The organism is Stenotrophomonas sp. HMSC10F07 (assembly GCF_001807895.1).
Taxonomy (GTDB): domain Bacteria; phylum Pseudomonadota; class Gammaproteobacteria; order Xanthomonadales; family Xanthomonadaceae; genus Stenotrophomonas; species Stenotrophomonas sepilia.
In genome coordinates this window covers 1-14,576 of sequence record NZ_KV791445.1, presented here as the reverse complement: position 1 = coordinate 14,576, position 14,576 = coordinate 1, and the positions used below count along the sequence as shown (strand labels likewise).

Sequence of the window (14,576 nt, the reverse complement as noted above, 5' to 3'; positions counted from 1 at the left end):
ACAAACGACTTAATTCCCTCCGTCCCCTTTTTCTTCCGGCAACGAGAAAGGCCGGCTCGCGCCGGCCTTTCCTTTGTTGCGCCGAGAGGCTGCTTACAGCGCCTTGGCGGCCTCCACCACGTGCGCCGTGGTGATGCCGAAGTGCTTGTACAGCTGGTCGGCCGGGGCCGAGGCACCGAAGGTGTCGATACCGATCACCGCGCCGTCCAGGCCGACGAACTGGCGCCAGAAACCGGTGACGCCAGCTTCCACGGCCACGCGCTTGCGCACCGCGTTCGGCAGCACCGATTCACGGTAGGCCGCATCCTGGCGCAGGAACACGTCGGTGGACGGCATCGAGACCACGCGGGTCTTGATACCGGCCGCGTCCAGCTGGGCCTTGGCTTCGGTGGCCAGCGAGACTTCCGAGCCCGTGGCGATCAGGATCACGTCCGGGGTACCGGCAGCATCGGCCAGCACGTAACCGCCGCGCTCGATCTGGGCGATCTGCTCGGCGCTGCGCGGCTGGTGCGGCAGGTTCTGGCGGCTGAACACCAGGCAGCTCGGGCCGTCCTGGCGGGTGATCGCGGCCTTCCAGCTCACGGCCGACTCGACCGCATCGCACGGGCGCCACACGTCGTTGTTCGGGATGTAGCGCAGCGAGGCCAGGTGCTCCACCGGCTGATGGGTCGGGCCGTCTTCGCCCAGGCCGATCGAGTCGTGGGTATAGACGTGGATGGCGTGGGCCGGAATCAGCGCGCTCATGCGCACGCCGTTGCGGGCGTAATCGCTGAACACCAGGAAGGTGGCGTCGAACGGAATGAAACCACCGTGCAGGGCCAGGCCATTGGCGATGGCGGTCATGCCGAACTCGCGCACGCCGTAGTACACGTAGTTGGCGTTGGCGTCGTCGCTGGCAACCGACGTGCTGCCCTTCCACAGGGTCAGGTTGGAGTGCGCCAGGTCAGCCGAGCCACCGACGATTTCCGGCAGCAGCGGCGCGTAGGCTTCGATGGCCAGCTGCGAGGCCTTGCGCGAGGCGATCGTCGGGCCTTCAGCGGCCACCTGGGCGATGTAGGCATCGGCCTTGGCAACGAAGTCGGCCGGCAGCTCGCCATGCGAACGGCGGGTCAGCTCGGACGCCTCAGCCGGATACTGGCTGGCGTACTTGTCGAACAGCTGTTCCCACTCGGCCTGGCGCAGGGTGCCGGCGCCATTGGCGCGCCAGCCATCGTAGATCGCCTGCGGGATCTCGAACGGGCCGTACTCCCAGCCCAGCTGCTTGCGGGTGGCTTCCAGCTCGTCCTTGCCCAACGGGGCACCGTGGCTGGATTCCTTGCCCGCCTTGTTCGGCGAACCGAAGCCGATGGTGGTGCGGCAGCAGATCAGGGTCGGCTTGTCGCTCTGCGACAGCGCGGCCTCGATGCCGGCCTTGATGCTCTCCGGGTCATGGCCATCGACGTCGCGCACCACGTTCCAGCCGTAGGCCTCGAAACGCTCCGGAGTGTTGTCGGTGAACCAGCCCTCGACGTTGCCGTCGATGGAGATGTGGTTGTTGTCCCAGAAGCAGACCAGCTTGTGCAGGCCCCAGGTACCGGCCAGCGAGGCGGCTTCGTGCGACACGCCTTCCATCAGGCAGCCATCACCCATGAACACCCAGGTGCGGTGGTCGACCACTTCCAGCTCCGGGCGGTTGAAGCGCTGTGCCAGCAGCTTCTCGGCCAGGGCGAAGCCGACGGCATTGGCGAAACCCTGGCCCAGCGGGCCGGTGGTGGTTTCCACGCCCGGGGTCTCGTGGCGCTCCGGGTGGCCGGCGGTGTGGCTGCCCAGCTGGCGGAACAGCTTGAGCTGCTCGATCGGCAGGTCGTAACCGCTCAGGTGCAGCAGCGCGTACTGCAGCATCGAACCGTGGCCGTTGGACAGCACGAAACGGTCGCGGTTGAACCAGTGCGGGTTGCTCGGGTTATGGCGAAGGTAGTCGTTCCAGAGGACTTCGGCGATGTCGGCCATGCCCATGGGCATGCCGGGGTGGCCGGACTTTGCGGTTTCAACCGCATCGGCGGCGAGGAAGCGGATGGCGTTGGCCAACTGGCGACGGGTAGGCTGCGTCATGGTTCTGTCGGAATCGGGAGGCGGCCGCGGACGTGCGGGCGGCCTATTGTCCCACAGACCCGGGGCCGGGTTCAGGCGTAGGACCAGATCCCTTGCCAGTGAAAGGGATCTGGTCCCGCCAACCCCTTACTTGGGCGCGGCGGCCTCGATCACGCCACACATCGACTTCTTCTGGAAGTCCTCGCCAGTGGCGTAGGTGGCCGGGGTGGTCTTGGTCACGGTGATCTTGGAACCCTTGCCCTCGGCTTCAACCAGCACGTTCCACGGCAGGGTGGTCTGGCCACCATTGAACTGGACGTTCTGTTCCAGGGTCAGCATCCCCAGGTCCTTGTCCACGCTGGCCACCTTCAGGCCCGACTTCACGCCCTCGATCTGGATACGCTTGAGAGCGTCGGCCGGGGTAACGTTGGGCACCACGTCCCAGGTGGTGAAGGTGCGCCCGGCGAAGAAGCTGCCGGTCTTGGTGTAGTTGGTTTCACAGGCCTTCTGGGCACTGGCGTCGAAAGCCAGCAGGCCCAGGGCGGCGACCATCACGTACGAAATCCTCATTTCTGCTCCCTTTCGCACGGCGCCAATCCCGACGCCTTCCATGCGTCGGGATAGTATCCATGGCATTCAGGGCGCGTTCAATCGAGGGGCGTGCCCAGCGCCGGTCCGTCATGCGACTCGCCCTTGGCCACCAGCGTGGTCAGGGCCAGGTCGCCGGTCACGTTCAGGGCGGTACGGCACATGTCCAGGAAGTGGTTTACGCCCAGGATCAGGCCGATGCCCAGCGGATTCACACCGACCATCGCGCAGATCATCGCCACCACCGGCAGCGAGCCCGACGGCACACCAGCAGTGCCGATGCCGCCGAGGATGCAGACCGCCATCACCATGATCTGCTGGCCAATGCTCAGGTCCACGCCAAAGAACTGGGCCAGGAAGATCACCGTCACGCCCTCGAACAGCGCGGTGCCGTTCTGGTTCGCGGTGGCGCCCACGGTCAGCACGAAGCGCGACACGCGCTGCGGCAGGCCCATCTGGTCGGCCACGCGCAGTGCGGTCGGCAGGGTGGCGTTGCTGGAGGCGGTGGAGAACGCCATCACCGTCGCTTCCTGGGTGTCGCGGAAGAACGACAGCGGCGAGCGGCCAGACAGCCATACGGCAGTACCGTAGGTCACCACCATGTGCAGGCCGAGTGCCAGCACCACCACGCCCACGTAGGCGCCCAGACGGATGATCAGCTCGAAGCCGAACAGCGCGGCCAGGTTGAACATGAAGCAGGCCACCGCATAGGGGGCCAGGCGGATGACCAGGTTGATCAGGGTCATCGAGATTTCGAACACGCCTTCGATGGCGCGGCGCAGCGGGGCAACCTTCTCGTTGTCGGTCAGCACCATGCCGATGCCGAACATCAGCGCGAAGAACATCAGCGACAGGATCGCACCGTTGTCCGACGCGGCCTGCAGCACGTTGCTCGGCACGATTGACAGCAGCATGTCCATGCCCTTCGGCGTGCCATGGATGCCAGCGACGATTTCCTTGCTGCGCTCGGCGTTCTCCGACAGCATCATGGCGGCGACCTGCGGATCGACGCCCGCGCCCGGCTTGAGCAGGTTGACCAGCACCAGGCCGATGCCCACCGCGATGCCGGACAGCAGCACGGTGTACGCCAGGGTCTTCCAGCCGATGCGGCCGAGGGCGCGGATGTCGCCCATCTCCGATACGCCCATGATCAGCGCCGAGAAGATCAGCGGCACGATCAGCATGAAGATCAGGTTGAGGAACAGGCCCGACGCCGGGGTGGTGACGTAGTCCATGACCCACTTGGCACCGGCCTGCAGACCATCGACGCTGCCGCCCAGGGCATGCACGATCAGTCCCAGGACCAGGCCGATCGCAAAGCCGATGCCCATCTTCCAATGCAGGGGCAACTTCTTCTTGTCGGCAGCAGCTGCTGTCATACGCGGGTTTCCTCGAAAAATGAATGCACTCTAACAAAGCGCGCAAGCGGCGCCGGTTCAGGTTCGCCGCGTTGGATACAACGGCGCCAGGCCAGTTTCTGCTGCACCCGTAGCCACCGACCAGTGCGGTCCGTCACGGAAGACCTCACGCAGGCGCGTGCGCAACGGGGCCAGTTCGCCCTGCCCGCCCCAGCGCGCCTGCTGCAGGTCCAGCAACACCTGGCGCTGGGCCGGGTCATCCAGCCGGGCGATCACCTGCTCGATGCGCTCCACGCCCGCCATCGCACACAGACGCGCCTCCACCTGATCGAAACCCTCACCATCCAGCGCGCGGCGCAGTTCGGCCAGGCCCGCGCGTCCGCTCACCACGGTCGGCACAGAGGGCGTGCCGGCTGCAGGCGCCGCCACACGCGGGCGTCGGCCTCGCTGCCAGCCCCACAACAGGGTCAGCAGCCACAGCAGCGCCAGGCCAATGGCCGCCGCCATCCACGGCCACGGACGCTCGGACAGGCCGCTGGCGCGTGGATCGGTCGCGGCGATACGCGCATCCTGTCCATCGCTGCCCGGCAGCGCGGCAGCGGTGTCGATCGGTGGCAGCGCTGCCGGCGAGGCAGTGGCAGCGCCGGTACCGGCCGCAACGGCCAGCGTCAGGTCCGGCAGCTTGGCTTCCTGTGCCTTGCCGTTGCGCACATCCCACCAGGGCAGGCGTGGTCCCGGCACCACCAGCGAACCCGGCTGGCGCGGCACGATCGAATAGCGGCGGGTGATCTTCAGGCGCGGCGTGCTGCCGTTGAAGGTCTCTTCGTACTGTGCCGGTTCGGCAAACACCTGCGCTGCGTTGCCGGCATCGGGGACCGGCAGGTCGGTGAACTGTGCTCGGGTGGCGCCTTCGGCAACCGCTTCGACCACCACGTTGGCTGCCTCGCCGGTACGGGCACTGGTGGGCGCGCTGGTGTAGCGCAGCTGCAGGCTCTGCAGGGGCAACCACGGCTGCGGCGCCTGTGCCGGCTGTGCCTGCACCTGCAACGTGCGGTCTGCGCCAGTGGCATTCATGCGGCCATCGCCGCCCCCGAAGAAGTCATCGAAGAAACCTCCGGCGCTGCGCCCGCTGAAACGCGCACCGGACAGCCGCAACGCGCCGCTGCGCTCGGGGATCAGCAGGAAACGTCGTTCGACCACGTTGTAGCGGCGCCCGTTGACCTGGCGCACATCTGTGCGGTCGTCGCCAACGCGCTGCAACGACGCGCCCGCCGGGGTATCCAGCACCAGCTCGCCGGAGGCCAGCTGCGAGGCGAAATACAACCGCACCACCACGCCCACGCTCTGCTGCACGTACGGCGTATCGTCATCGACAACGGTTTCGATGAAGGCCATCGCATTGCTGTCAGGCCCGGCCACGGCGGCCGCATCGACCTGCAGCGTCAGCGGCGCAGTGCGCACACTGCCCACCTGCAGGCCCGGTACCACCAGCGCACCACTGCGCCGCGGCGTCAGCGCCACGCCATACAGGTTGCGCTGCTGCATGCTGCCATTGCTCCATTCCACCTGGCGGCTGCTGGTCTGGCCGCTCAGGTCGAAGTCGGTGCGCAATGGCGTGAAGTCGGGAGCGCCCTGATCGCTCTCGACATTGAGGGTGACCGTATCACCCATCGCGATGCGGTCGCGGTCCAGCCAGGCGCGTGGTTGCGCCCAGGCCAGCAGCGGCAGCCACAGCAACAGCGCCGCCAGTACCGGCCGTGACCAGTGCCCGTGCATGTTGATCGCCCGCGTCATCGCCCTTCCCTCTTCCTGCGTTCGTTTTCCAGCTGGAACTTGGCCCGCAGCAGCGCGCCCGGATCATCCGGCACACGCCGCATCCACGCTTCCACCGCCTGTTGCTCCTCGCGCTCGCGCGGCGTGCGGCCCTCCCCCCCCGGTACGGGTTTGCCGTCCTTGCCAGCCTCGCCCTCGCGTGCCTGCTGCATCGCCTGCTGCATCCGCTGGCGCTGCTGCTCATCGGCCTGGGCCTGTGCCTTGGCATCCTCCACCTGTGGTGGCGCCTGCTGGCCATCGCGGCCGCGCTCGCCGGGCTGCGGGCTCGACGGGTTCTTGTCGTCACCCGCCTTGGGCTGCGCCTTCTGGCCCGACGGCGGCTGGCCCTGGCCGGGATTCTGCTGGCCCTGCTGCGGCTTCTGGCCCTGCGGGTTCTGCTGGCCCGGGGCATCGTTCTGCTGCTTCTGCTGCCCGTTCTGCGGTGGCTTCTGCTGATCCTGGCCTTTGCCACCCGACTGCTTGCGCTTGCGCGCGGCATCGACCACGGCACGGTTGGCGACCGCATCGGCCATGCCGGGATGCAACGCCAGCGCGCGGTCGTAGGCGGCGATCGCTTCGTCGTAGTTGCCTTCGCGTGCCAGCGTGTTGGCCAGGTTGTACCAGCCGGCATCGCTGTCGATACCCTCGAACTGCCTGCGCGCAGTGGCGAAGTCGCCCTTGCGGTAAGCCTGGACCCCCTCGGCCAGGCGCTGATGCTGCGCCTGGTCGCTACGCTTCCACAGCGTGCCCTGCGCGGGTTGCGAGGCCTGCGTCGCAGGTGCCTGCGCCTGCGCGTCATTCATCCATGGCACGAGGCCGACCGCGAGCACCGCGGCCAGCAGCGCACGACGGCGGAAGGCCAGCAATGCCAGCAGCATCACCGGCGGCAGCAGCCAGAAGCCTTCGTCGCGCCACTGCTTGCCTTCGCCCGGCCGCTGCGCCGCCGTGCCTTCGCGCGCGTCGAGTACACCGAGCGCACGCAGATCGCTGTCATCGGCGGAGATGCGTGCATAGCGGCCGCCGCCCGCAGTGGCCACCGCGCGCAGGCTGCCCTCATCCAGCGCAGCCTGGCGGATCTGCCCGCTGCCATCGCGGTAGGCCGCACCGGCAGGCGTGCCCAGGCCCAGCACCGACACCTGCAGGCCCAGGCTGCGTGCCTGCGCTGCCGCCAGTGCAGCTTCACCATCCGCCTGGTCGCTGACCAGCAGGATCTGCCCCTGCAGCGCACCGATCTGCCGCATCAGCCGTGTTGCCCAGTCGATGCCGCGGTCGGCACGCTGGCCATCGCGTGGCATCACGTCCGGCGACAGCGCATCCAGATACAGCGCAACATTGCGGCCGTCATCAGTCAGCGGCGCCACGGTGTAGGCATCATCGGCATACACCACCAGGCCCACCTGCCCGCCCTGGCGCGCGCGCAGCAGCTCGCCCACTTTCGCGCGCGCCTGCAGCAGGCGCGACGGTGGCAGATCGGTTGCGCTGATCCGGCTGGACAGGTCCAGTACCACCAGCAGCGGTGCGCTGGCCTGGAACATCGGTTGCGCCTGCTGCCGCCAGCTCGGTCCGGCCATCGCCAGCGATGCCAGTGTCCAGCCCAGCACCAGCGCCCATGGCAGGCGCACACGACGCTTCGCGCCGGTGGCCAGCAGATGTGGCAACAGATGTGCATCCACCGCCTGCCGCCACGCATCACTGCGCCGTTGCCGGTACAGCGCCAACGCGATGATCAGCGGCAGCGCCAGCAGTGCCCACAACCAGTCGGGCCGCAGGAAGTGCAGCGCGTTCCAGTCGGGAAGACTCGAAGCAAACGCGATCATCGGCGACGCTCCGGCCACAGCCATGCCAATGCGCCCAGCAGCAATGCCAGGCCCAACGGCCACGCATAGCGTTCCTCGCGAGGGCGCAGGCTCGGGCCCTTTGCGGCCACTGGCTCCAGGCGATCGAGCTCGGCATAGATGCCGGCCAGCTGCGCGGTATCACGCGCGCGGAAAAACTGGCCGCCGGTCATGCTGGCGATCCTCTTCAGAGTGGCCTCATCGACCGGATCCTGGTCGGTGGAAATCGGAATGCCGAACAACCGCATACTGCCATCGCCGCCAAACGCAACCGTGTGGATGCGCACGCCTTCGGCGCGTGCGACTTCCGCAGCGCGCAGGGGTTCCAGCACACCGGCATTGCTGACACCATCGGTCAACAGGATCAGTACGCGCTGCCCCTCCGGCTGGCTACGCAGGCGCTTGACCGCCAGGCCGATGGCATCACCGATGGCGGTCTCGCGCCCGGCCAGGCCGACCACGCTGTCGCGCAGCTGATCGCGCACGCTGGCCAGGTCCGCAGTCAGCGGCGTGAGCGTATAGGCGCGGTCGCCGAAGATCAGCAGGCCAACGCGGTCGCCGGCACGACGATCCAGGAAGTCGGCCAGCACGGCCTTGGCCGCAGTGAGGCGATCGACCGCCTGGCCGCCCAGTACCATGTCGCCCTCGCCCATGCTGCCGGACACATCCATCGCCAGCATCATCTGCCGCCCCTGCTGCGGCGGGGTGATGGCTTCGCCCAGCTGCTGCGGTCGTGCCAGCGCGATGCACAGTGCACACCAGCCCAGCCACAGCAGCAGCGTGCGCAGCCACGACGCGTCAACACGGCCGCCACCAGACAGGGCTTCGAGCTCGGCGGCAGCATAGGGCACACGCAGTGCGGCGCCGGGTTCTGCACGGCGCTTCCACCAGCGCATGAGCAGCGGCATCGGGAGGGCCAGCAGGGCCAGCGGCCACGCCAGCTGCAGGTCCGGCCATGGCCAGTAACTTGCCAGCAGGTTCATCGGCGCCGCTCCAGCAGCATCGCCAGATAGCGTTCGCGGGCCCAGCTGCGCACAGCGGCCACGTCGTTGCTGTCGACGCGCGGGCGATAGGCGCCTTCGGCCAACAAGCTGCGGCGCGCATCGGGCAACGTGCCCTGCGGGTCCAGGCGTTGCCACCAGGCGTCATCGCGCAGTGATTCGCTGCCCGGCTTCGCATGGCGTGCGGCACGGCGCAGCAGTCCCGCGATGGCCGCCAGTTCGGCTGTAGCGTCGGGGGCGATTGCCAGTTCCTGATCGAACAGCTGCAACCAGCGCTGGCGGCGGCGGCGACGTCGCCACATCACTACGGCGATCACCAGCAGCAACAGCACGACCACCGCGCCGATCATCAGGTAACCAGGGGCTGGCGGCCACCATGACGGTGCTGGCGGCAGCTGCACATCGCGCAACGGCAGCGCGGCGCTCATGCCGGCACCTCGGTCGGCGACGGCGCCAGCCAGGCGTCGCTGGGCGCATCGGTAGACAGCACCTGTACGTCGACACGGCGTGCGCCGAGCTGGCGCCGCAGTTCCTGCAGCGGTTGGACGAAGTGTGCCTGCCAATGGGCCTGCACTTCACTGCGACGCAGGTCGAGGCCGATGCGCTGCTGTGCGGTCTGGAACTGCAACGCCGCCGAGGGGGGGTGCAGTTCCAGTGGATCGACCAGCAGCACCAGGCTGAGGTCGTGATGCTGGGCCAGCGCGCTCCAGCGCGCCGGTGGAATGCGGATGGCCTGCTGCGGATCGGCCAGCACCAGCATGCGTGCCCCCGGGCGCAGCACGCGACCGGCATGGTCCAGCGCGCGCTCCAGGCCCAGATCGTCGGCTGGCGGCTGTGCGTACCAGCGGGTCAGCGCGTCGAGCACGCGCAGCACGCCGCGTGGCCCACCTGCCGGAGCGATCGGCGCTTCGCGGTCGCTGCCACGCAATGCGCCCACGCGGTCGCCACGGCGCTGCGCCGACCACGCGGCAACAGCACCGGCGCGTGCGGCCTGCACCGATTTGAAGCGCACGCGGGTGCCGAAGTACAGCCCCGGCGAGGTATCGGCCACGATCAGGCTGACCCGTTCGCGTTCGGCCTGGAACAGTTTGGTATGGGCGCGACCGGTGCGCGCCGTCACACGCCAATCGATGTGGCGCGCGTCGTCGCCGGCCACGTATTCGCGCGACTCGGCGTACTCCATGCCGCGGCCGCGCAGCGGGGACGGTGCCTGGCCCGCGTTGCCGGTGCGGCCACGGCGCGGCGGCGGCGGACGCTGTGCCAGCCGGCGCAGCGCGACCAGTTCGGCCAGCTGCGGACGCAGCCCGTCACCTTCGAGCGCGGACGGTGCCTGTTCCAGGGATGGATCGGTCATGCGCAGGCTCAGGGTGCCGGCACCCGGGCCAGCAGCTCCTGCACCAGGCGCTCGCCGTCCCAGCCTTCGGCGGTGGCTTCATAGCTGGGCAGCACGCGATGGCGCAGCACGTCGGCGGCGACCGCGCGCACGTCGTCGGGCGTGACGAAGTCACGGCCAGCCAACCACGCCCGCGCGCGGGCGCAGCGTTCCAGTGCGATGGAACCGCGCGGGCTTGCCCCCCATGCGATGCGGCGGCCGAGGCCGGCGTCGTAGCGCGATGGATCACGCGAGGCCAGCACCAGTTCGATCAGGTAGCGCTCCAGTGCCGGTGCCATGTGCAGGTCCAGCACTTCGCGGCGGGCGTCGAAGACGTCCTGCATCGGCATCTTGTCCGGCGCCGGCGCGGCCTCACCCAATGCGCCACGGGCACGCTCACGGGCCAGCCGCAGGATCTCCGATTCGGCGGCCTGGTCCGGGTAACCGATGCGCACATGCATCAGGAAGCGGTCCAGCTGCGCTTCCGGCAGCGGGAAGGTGCCTTCCTGCTCGATCGGATTCTGCGTGGCCATCACCAGGAACAGCGGCGGCAGCGCATAGGTATGGCGGCCAACCGTGACCTGGCGCTCGCCCATGGCTTCCAGCAGCGCCGACTGCACCTTGGCCGGCGCACGGTTGATCTCGTCGGCCAGCAGGATCGGGTGGAAGATCGGGCCAGGCACGAACTCGAAGCGGCCCTCCTGAGGGCGCCAGATCTCGGTGCCGGTGAGGTCGGCCGGCAGCAGGTCGGGGGTGAACTGCACGCGGGCAAAGTCTGCTTCCAGGCGCGAGGCCAGTGCACGGATCGCCGTGGTCTTGGCCAGGCCCGGCGCGCCCTCCACCAGCAGGTGGCCGTCGGCCAGCAACGCGATCAGCAGGCGTTCGACCAGGGCCGCCTGGCCGACGATCTCGGTCGACAACGCATCGCGCAGCTGGGTGAATGCCGCATGCAGGCGGGAGGTTGCCGGCGCGGGCGGCGGCGAGACAGTTTCGGGCATCGGCGGTGGCAGGTTCATGGGGGCCTTTGACCGGCGCAGGACGGCACGGGTTCCCGACATCATCGCAGGGTGCCTTGCGATTGGCATCAAGAACGGCTGAACAGCGCATCCGCGCATGGCGTGGATCTACCGGCGGAAACGAGGAAGGGCCGCACAGGGCGGCCCTTCTTCGAAAACTTCGGAGCGGTGGCTCAGTTCTGCTTGGCCACGCGCAGCACCTTCGGGGTGACGAACACCAGCAGTTCGGCCTTGTCCTTGTTGCGGCCGCGCTTCTTGAACAGGTTGCCCAGGAACGGCACGTCGCCCAGGAACGGCACCTTGCTGATGCTGTTGCGATCGGTGAACTCGTAGACACCACCGATCACCACGGTCTGCCCGTCCTCGACCAGCACCGCGGTATTGACTTCGCGGCGGTTGATCGACGGCACGGTGCCGTAGCCCTCCAGCTGGATCAGCTGGTCGACTTCGTCCTTCTTCACCTGCATGTTGAGGAACACGCGGTTGTCGTTGGTGATGGTCGGAGTGACCTTCAGCTCCAGCACCACTTCCTTGAACTGCACGTTCGGCGTCGCCACGCCGCCAGCGGTACCACCGCTGATGGTGACGTAACCGATCTCCTTGCCCTGCTTGATCATCGCTTCGCGCTGGTTGGTGGTGACCACGCGCGGGTTGGAGATCACCTCGCCTCGCGATTCCTGCTGCATGGCCGACAGTTCCACGTCCAGCAGGTAGCCGGCATTGAGGATCGACAGTGCCAGCGAACCCGGGTTGCTGGCGGCGGCCACCGGCAGGTTCCAGTTCAGGCCACGGGTGATCGCCGAGCCGGACTTCACCGGCGGCGGGCCGACCCGGCCACCGGCTTCCCAGTCACGCTCGGCCTTGGCGTTGGCCAGGTCTGTTGCGACCTGCGACTTGCGGGTCTCGGCATTGGCATCCAGGCTGCCGCTGAAGTACACGTTGTCACGGCTGCCGCTGACACCGAACTTCGCGCCCAGTTCGCGGGCGAAGGTATCGGTGGCGATGACGATGCGGCTTTCGATCAGCACCTGGTCGACCGGGCGGTCGATCACGTTGATCAGTTCGCGCATGCGCGCGATCTTCTTCGGGATGTCGCTGATCATCAGCGTGTTGGTGCGCTCGTCGGCCACGATGCGGCCGCGCGAGGACAGGAAGCCACTGTCTTCCTGCGACGAGCTGCCCGAACCACCACCGCTGCCACCACCGCCACTGCCACCGATGCCCTTGGCCTCGGTCAGCGCTTTGAAGATCTGCGTGGCGCTGTGGTAGTTGATCTGGATGTAGTCGGTCTGCAGGTCTTCGCGGTTCTCGATGGCGATGCGCGCGTCTTCCTTCTCCTGCTCGAACTTGGCCAGTTCAGCCTGCGGCGCCACCCAGATCACACTGCCGTCGCGACGCTTGTCCAGGCCCTTGGCGCGCAGCACGATGTCCAGCGCCTGGTCCCACGGCACATTGACCAGGCGCAGGGTCACATTGCCCTGCACCGAGTCGGACGCAACCACGTTCAGGTTGGACTCCTCGGCGATCAACTGCAGCACGGTGCGCACCGGCACGTCCTGGAAGTTGAAGGTCACCGGCTTGCCGGTGAAGCCGCGCTGGCCGACGGCCTTGGCCGCCTGGGTGACGCTGCCGGCGGTGACCGCGCCGACGGCGGCCGGGGCCTGCCGCGGGCTGATCTCGACCACGTACTCGTTGCCGCTCTGGTAGGCCAGCGACTCCACTGCACCGCCGGTACTCAGCACCAGCTGGGTGCCGACACCGGACGGCTTGGCGTCGATGCGCTGTACCGGCGTGGCGAAGTCGGTGACGTTCATCGGCTTCTGCAGGTTGGCCGGCAGTCGGGCATTGCCGACGTCGACCACCACGCTGTTGCCCTGCGTGCGCAGGTCAGGGATCGCGCCCTGCCCGTCGAACTGCACGATCAGGCGCCCGGCGCCGTCATCGCCACGCTTGAAATCGATCTTGGCCACCGACAGGCCTGCCGGCGCAGCGGCCGGTGCCACGGTGGCGCCCACCGGTTTTTCCGCCGGTGCGGCAGCCAGCGCCGGAGCGCAGGCCAGCATCAGCGCGACTCCCAGCGCGCTGACACGGTTCAAGGTAGAGCGCCGGATGGGACGCAGCCCCTTGGCTTGGTGAAAGGTCATCGTGCTATCCCCAGTAAACGATCATTGATCTTCAAGCGAGAGCGTTGCCGGCCGTTCCAGCCAGCCACCCGCGCCATCCGGCACCAGTTCGATCAGCTCCACGCGGTCTTCGAAGACCGCCGTGACCCGCCCGTCGCTCTGCCCCAGGTAACCGCCCGGGCGAACCCGGTAGGTGACCTTGTCCGGCCCCATCACCAGCGCCACGGTGCCTGCACCGGTACCGATGGTGCCGACCATGTCCAGCGCATCCAGCGGGAAGCCTTCCAACGGCTCCTTGCGCCGGTTCGGGTCCGGTCGCAATCCGCCGTTCCCCTGCTGCGGATTGGTCCAGGCATCGGTGAACGGATCGCGCATGCCCTGCGCGGAGTATTCAAAGGTCTCGAACTGCTGCATCACCGGCAGCGGCTCCAGCGGTTGCGCCGGTCGCGCGCGCTCGCCTTCCACCCACTTCTCAAGGTTCGGTGCGTCGCCGGGCGTGCTGGTCACGCCACGGCCGCAACCGGCCAGCAGCAGTACAGCCAGCACCATCGCACCACGTACGGTCTGCGCGCGCATCACTTCTTGCCCTCCTTGCCAGCGTCGGCCGCCTGCTGCGCCTGCACTTCGGTCTCGTCCAGGTAACGGTAGGTCTTGACCGTACCGGACAGTTCCAGTGCACCGCTGCGGACGTTGCCGCCGGTCTTTTCCTTGGGCTTGAGGTTGATGTCATGCATGGTCAGGATCACCACCCGCGGCAACGAGGCCACGCCACTGACGAATGCGCCGAACTGGTGGTAACTGCCCACCATGCGCAGCTTGATCGGCTTCTCGGCGTAGAACTCCTTGACCTGCTCCTGCTCCGGCTCGAACAGCTCGTTGGTCAGGCCGCTGGACAGCGCGGTCTGCGAGATGTCGATGATCAGGTCGGGCATTTCGGTCTTGCTCGGCAGCTGCCGCAGCATCTGCTGCAGCACCTGCTCCATCTGCGCCAGCTGCTGCTTCAGCGGCCCCAGGTTCACCGCGCGTTCCTGCTGCTTGGTGAACTCGGCGCGCAGCTCGACTTCCTTCGATTCCAGACCGGCCAGTTCCTCGCGCTTGCCGCTGATCAGCAGCATCCACGCCACGAACATGATGACCAGCGCCAGCAACGAGCAGAAGACGATCTTGGCCTTCTGCGGCCAGTTGCCGATGTCGTTGAAATCCAGGTTCTTGATATCGATCTTCTGGCTCATGCGCGGTTCCCCTGCAGCAGCGCATTGAAGGCCTGCGGCGGCTGCGCCAGGCGGCTGCCCTCAGGCTTCGGGGCAGGTGCCGGGGCCGGCGCGGCGGCCGGAGCGGCCGGTTGGTTCGGCTTGGCCGGAGTGGCCGGCGGTGCAGCGGCCGGTGCAGCGGGAGCCGCTG

The 14,576-nt window shown here is 67.9% G+C and carries 12 protein-coding genes; all 12 read right to left on the bottom strand.

The window, feature by feature from the left end; genetic code table 11:
* Nucleotides 1-93 precede the first annotated feature (93 nt).
* The gene (tkt, locus tag HMPREF3114_RS17800; RefSeq protein WP_053498456.1) at nucleotides 94-2,091 is read right to left on the bottom strand and encodes a transketolase; all 1,998 of its coding nucleotides are present in this window, start codon (nucleotides 2,089-2,091) and stop codon (nucleotides 94-96) included.
* Between the two features lie 126 nt (nucleotides 2,092-2,217).
* Complete coding sequence (locus HMPREF3114_RS17795; RefSeq protein ID WP_227837915.1) at nucleotides 2,218-2,640, bottom strand: hypothetical protein; 423 nt, start codon at nucleotides 2,638-2,640, stop codon at nucleotides 2,218-2,220.
* A 77-nt stretch (nucleotides 2,641-2,717) separates the two neighbouring features.
* Nucleotides 2,718-4,037: a dicarboxylate/amino acid:cation symporter gene (locus HMPREF3114_RS17790; protein WP_005418900.1), complete on the bottom strand. Its 1,320-nt coding sequence runs from the start codon at nucleotides 4,035-4,037 to the stop codon at nucleotides 2,718-2,720.
* A 57-nt stretch (nucleotides 4,038-4,094) separates the two neighbouring features.
* Entirely contained in the window at nucleotides 4,095-5,810 is a 1,716-nt protein-coding gene (locus HMPREF3114_RS17785) for a BatD family protein (protein WP_070490194.1), read from the bottom strand.
* Entirely contained in the window at nucleotides 5,807-7,645 is a 1,839-nt protein-coding gene (locus tag HMPREF3114_RS17780) for a VWA domain-containing protein (protein WP_053498461.1), read from the bottom strand. The genes HMPREF3114_RS17785 and HMPREF3114_RS17780 overlap by 4 nt, the downstream gene beginning before the upstream one ends.
* Entirely contained in the window at nucleotides 7,642-8,646 is a 1,005-nt protein-coding gene (locus tag HMPREF3114_RS17775; RefSeq protein ID WP_053498463.1) for a vWA domain-containing protein, read from the bottom strand. The genes HMPREF3114_RS17780 and HMPREF3114_RS17775 overlap by 4 nt, the downstream gene beginning before the upstream one ends.
* The gene (locus tag HMPREF3114_RS17770) at nucleotides 8,643-9,092 is read right to left on the bottom strand and encodes a DUF4381 family protein (protein WP_005418904.1); all 450 of its coding nucleotides are present in this window, start codon (nucleotides 9,090-9,092) and stop codon (nucleotides 8,643-8,645) included. Before HMPREF3114_RS17770 ends, HMPREF3114_RS17775 begins: the two co-directional genes overlap by 4 nt.
* On the bottom strand, nucleotides 9,089-10,018 hold the full coding sequence (locus HMPREF3114_RS17765; protein ID WP_053498465.1) for a DUF58 domain-containing protein: 930 nt from the start codon (nucleotides 10,016-10,018) through the stop codon (nucleotides 9,089-9,091). The genes HMPREF3114_RS17770 and HMPREF3114_RS17765 overlap by 4 nt, the downstream gene beginning before the upstream one ends.
* A gap of 8 nt (nucleotides 10,019-10,026) precedes the next feature.
* On the bottom strand, nucleotides 10,027-11,052 hold the full coding sequence (locus tag HMPREF3114_RS17760) for an AAA family ATPase (RefSeq protein ID WP_005418911.1): 1,026 nt from the start codon (nucleotides 11,050-11,052) through the stop codon (nucleotides 10,027-10,029).
* A gap of 173 nt (nucleotides 11,053-11,225) precedes the next feature.
* On the bottom strand, nucleotides 11,226-13,196 hold the full coding sequence (locus tag HMPREF3114_RS17755; RefSeq protein ID WP_053498466.1) for a type IV pilus secretin PilQ: 1,971 nt from the start codon (nucleotides 13,194-13,196) through the stop codon (nucleotides 11,226-11,228).
* Between the two features lie 21 nt (nucleotides 13,197-13,217).
* Nucleotides 13,218-13,751 (bottom strand): pilus assembly protein PilP, encoded by a 534-nt coding sequence (locus HMPREF3114_RS17750; RefSeq protein WP_005418914.1) that lies wholly within the window; start codon nucleotides 13,749-13,751, stop codon nucleotides 13,218-13,220.
* Nucleotides 13,751-14,407 (bottom strand): type IV pilus inner membrane component PilO, encoded by a 657-nt coding sequence (gene pilO / locus HMPREF3114_RS17745; RefSeq protein WP_053498468.1) that lies wholly within the window; start codon nucleotides 14,405-14,407, stop codon nucleotides 13,751-13,753. The genes HMPREF3114_RS17750 and pilO overlap by 1 nt, the downstream gene beginning before the upstream one ends.
* Nucleotides 14,408-14,576 lie beyond the last annotated feature (169 nt).

What these genes read in the sequence shown, in the direction of transcription:
- HMPREF3114_RS17750 (WP_005418914.1), bottom strand. Translation starts at nt 13,751, where the DNA reads ATGCGCGCGCAGACCGTACGTGGTGCGATGGTGCTGGCTGTACTGCTG.
- HMPREF3114_RS17775 (WP_053498463.1), bottom strand. Translation starts at nt 8,646, where the DNA reads ATGAACCTGCTGGCAAGTTACTGGCCATGGCCGGACCTGCAGCTGGCG.
- HMPREF3114_RS17760 (WP_005418911.1), bottom strand. Translation starts at nt 11,052, where the DNA reads ATGAACCTGCCACCGCCGATGCCCGAAACTGTCTCGCCGCCGCCCGCG.
- HMPREF3114_RS17765 (WP_053498465.1), bottom strand. Translation starts at nt 10,018, where the DNA reads ATGACCGATCCATCCCTGGAACAGGCACCGTCCGCGCTCGAAGGTGAC.
- tkt (WP_053498456.1), bottom strand. Translation starts at nt 2,091, where the DNA reads ATGACGCAGCCTACCCGTCGCCAGTTGGCCAACGCCATCCGCTTCCTC.
- HMPREF3114_RS17780 (WP_053498461.1), bottom strand. Translation starts at nt 7,645, where the DNA reads ATGATCGCGTTTGCTTCGAGTCTTCCCGACTGGAACGCGCTGCACTTC.
- HMPREF3114_RS17790 (WP_005418900.1), bottom strand. Translation starts at nt 4,037, where the DNA reads ATGACAGCAGCTGCTGCCGACAAGAAGAAGTTGCCCCTGCATTGGAAG.
- HMPREF3114_RS17755 (WP_053498466.1), bottom strand. Translation starts at nt 13,196, where the DNA reads ATGACCTTTCACCAAGCCAAGGGGCTGCGTCCCATCCGGCGCTCTACC.
- HMPREF3114_RS17785 (WP_070490194.1), bottom strand. Translation starts at nt 5,810, where the DNA reads ATGACGCGGGCGATCAACATGCACGGGCACTGGTCACGGCCGGTACTG.
- pilO (WP_053498468.1), bottom strand. Translation starts at nt 14,407, where the DNA reads ATGAGCCAGAAGATCGATATCAAGAACCTGGATTTCAACGACATCGGC.
- HMPREF3114_RS17770 (WP_005418904.1), bottom strand. Translation starts at nt 9,092, where the DNA reads ATGAGCGCCGCGCTGCCGTTGCGCGATGTGCAGCTGCCGCCAGCACCG.
- HMPREF3114_RS17795 (WP_227837915.1), bottom strand. Translation starts at nt 2,640, where the DNA reads ATGAGGATTTCGTACGTGATGGTCGCCGCCCTGGGCCTGCTGGCTTTC.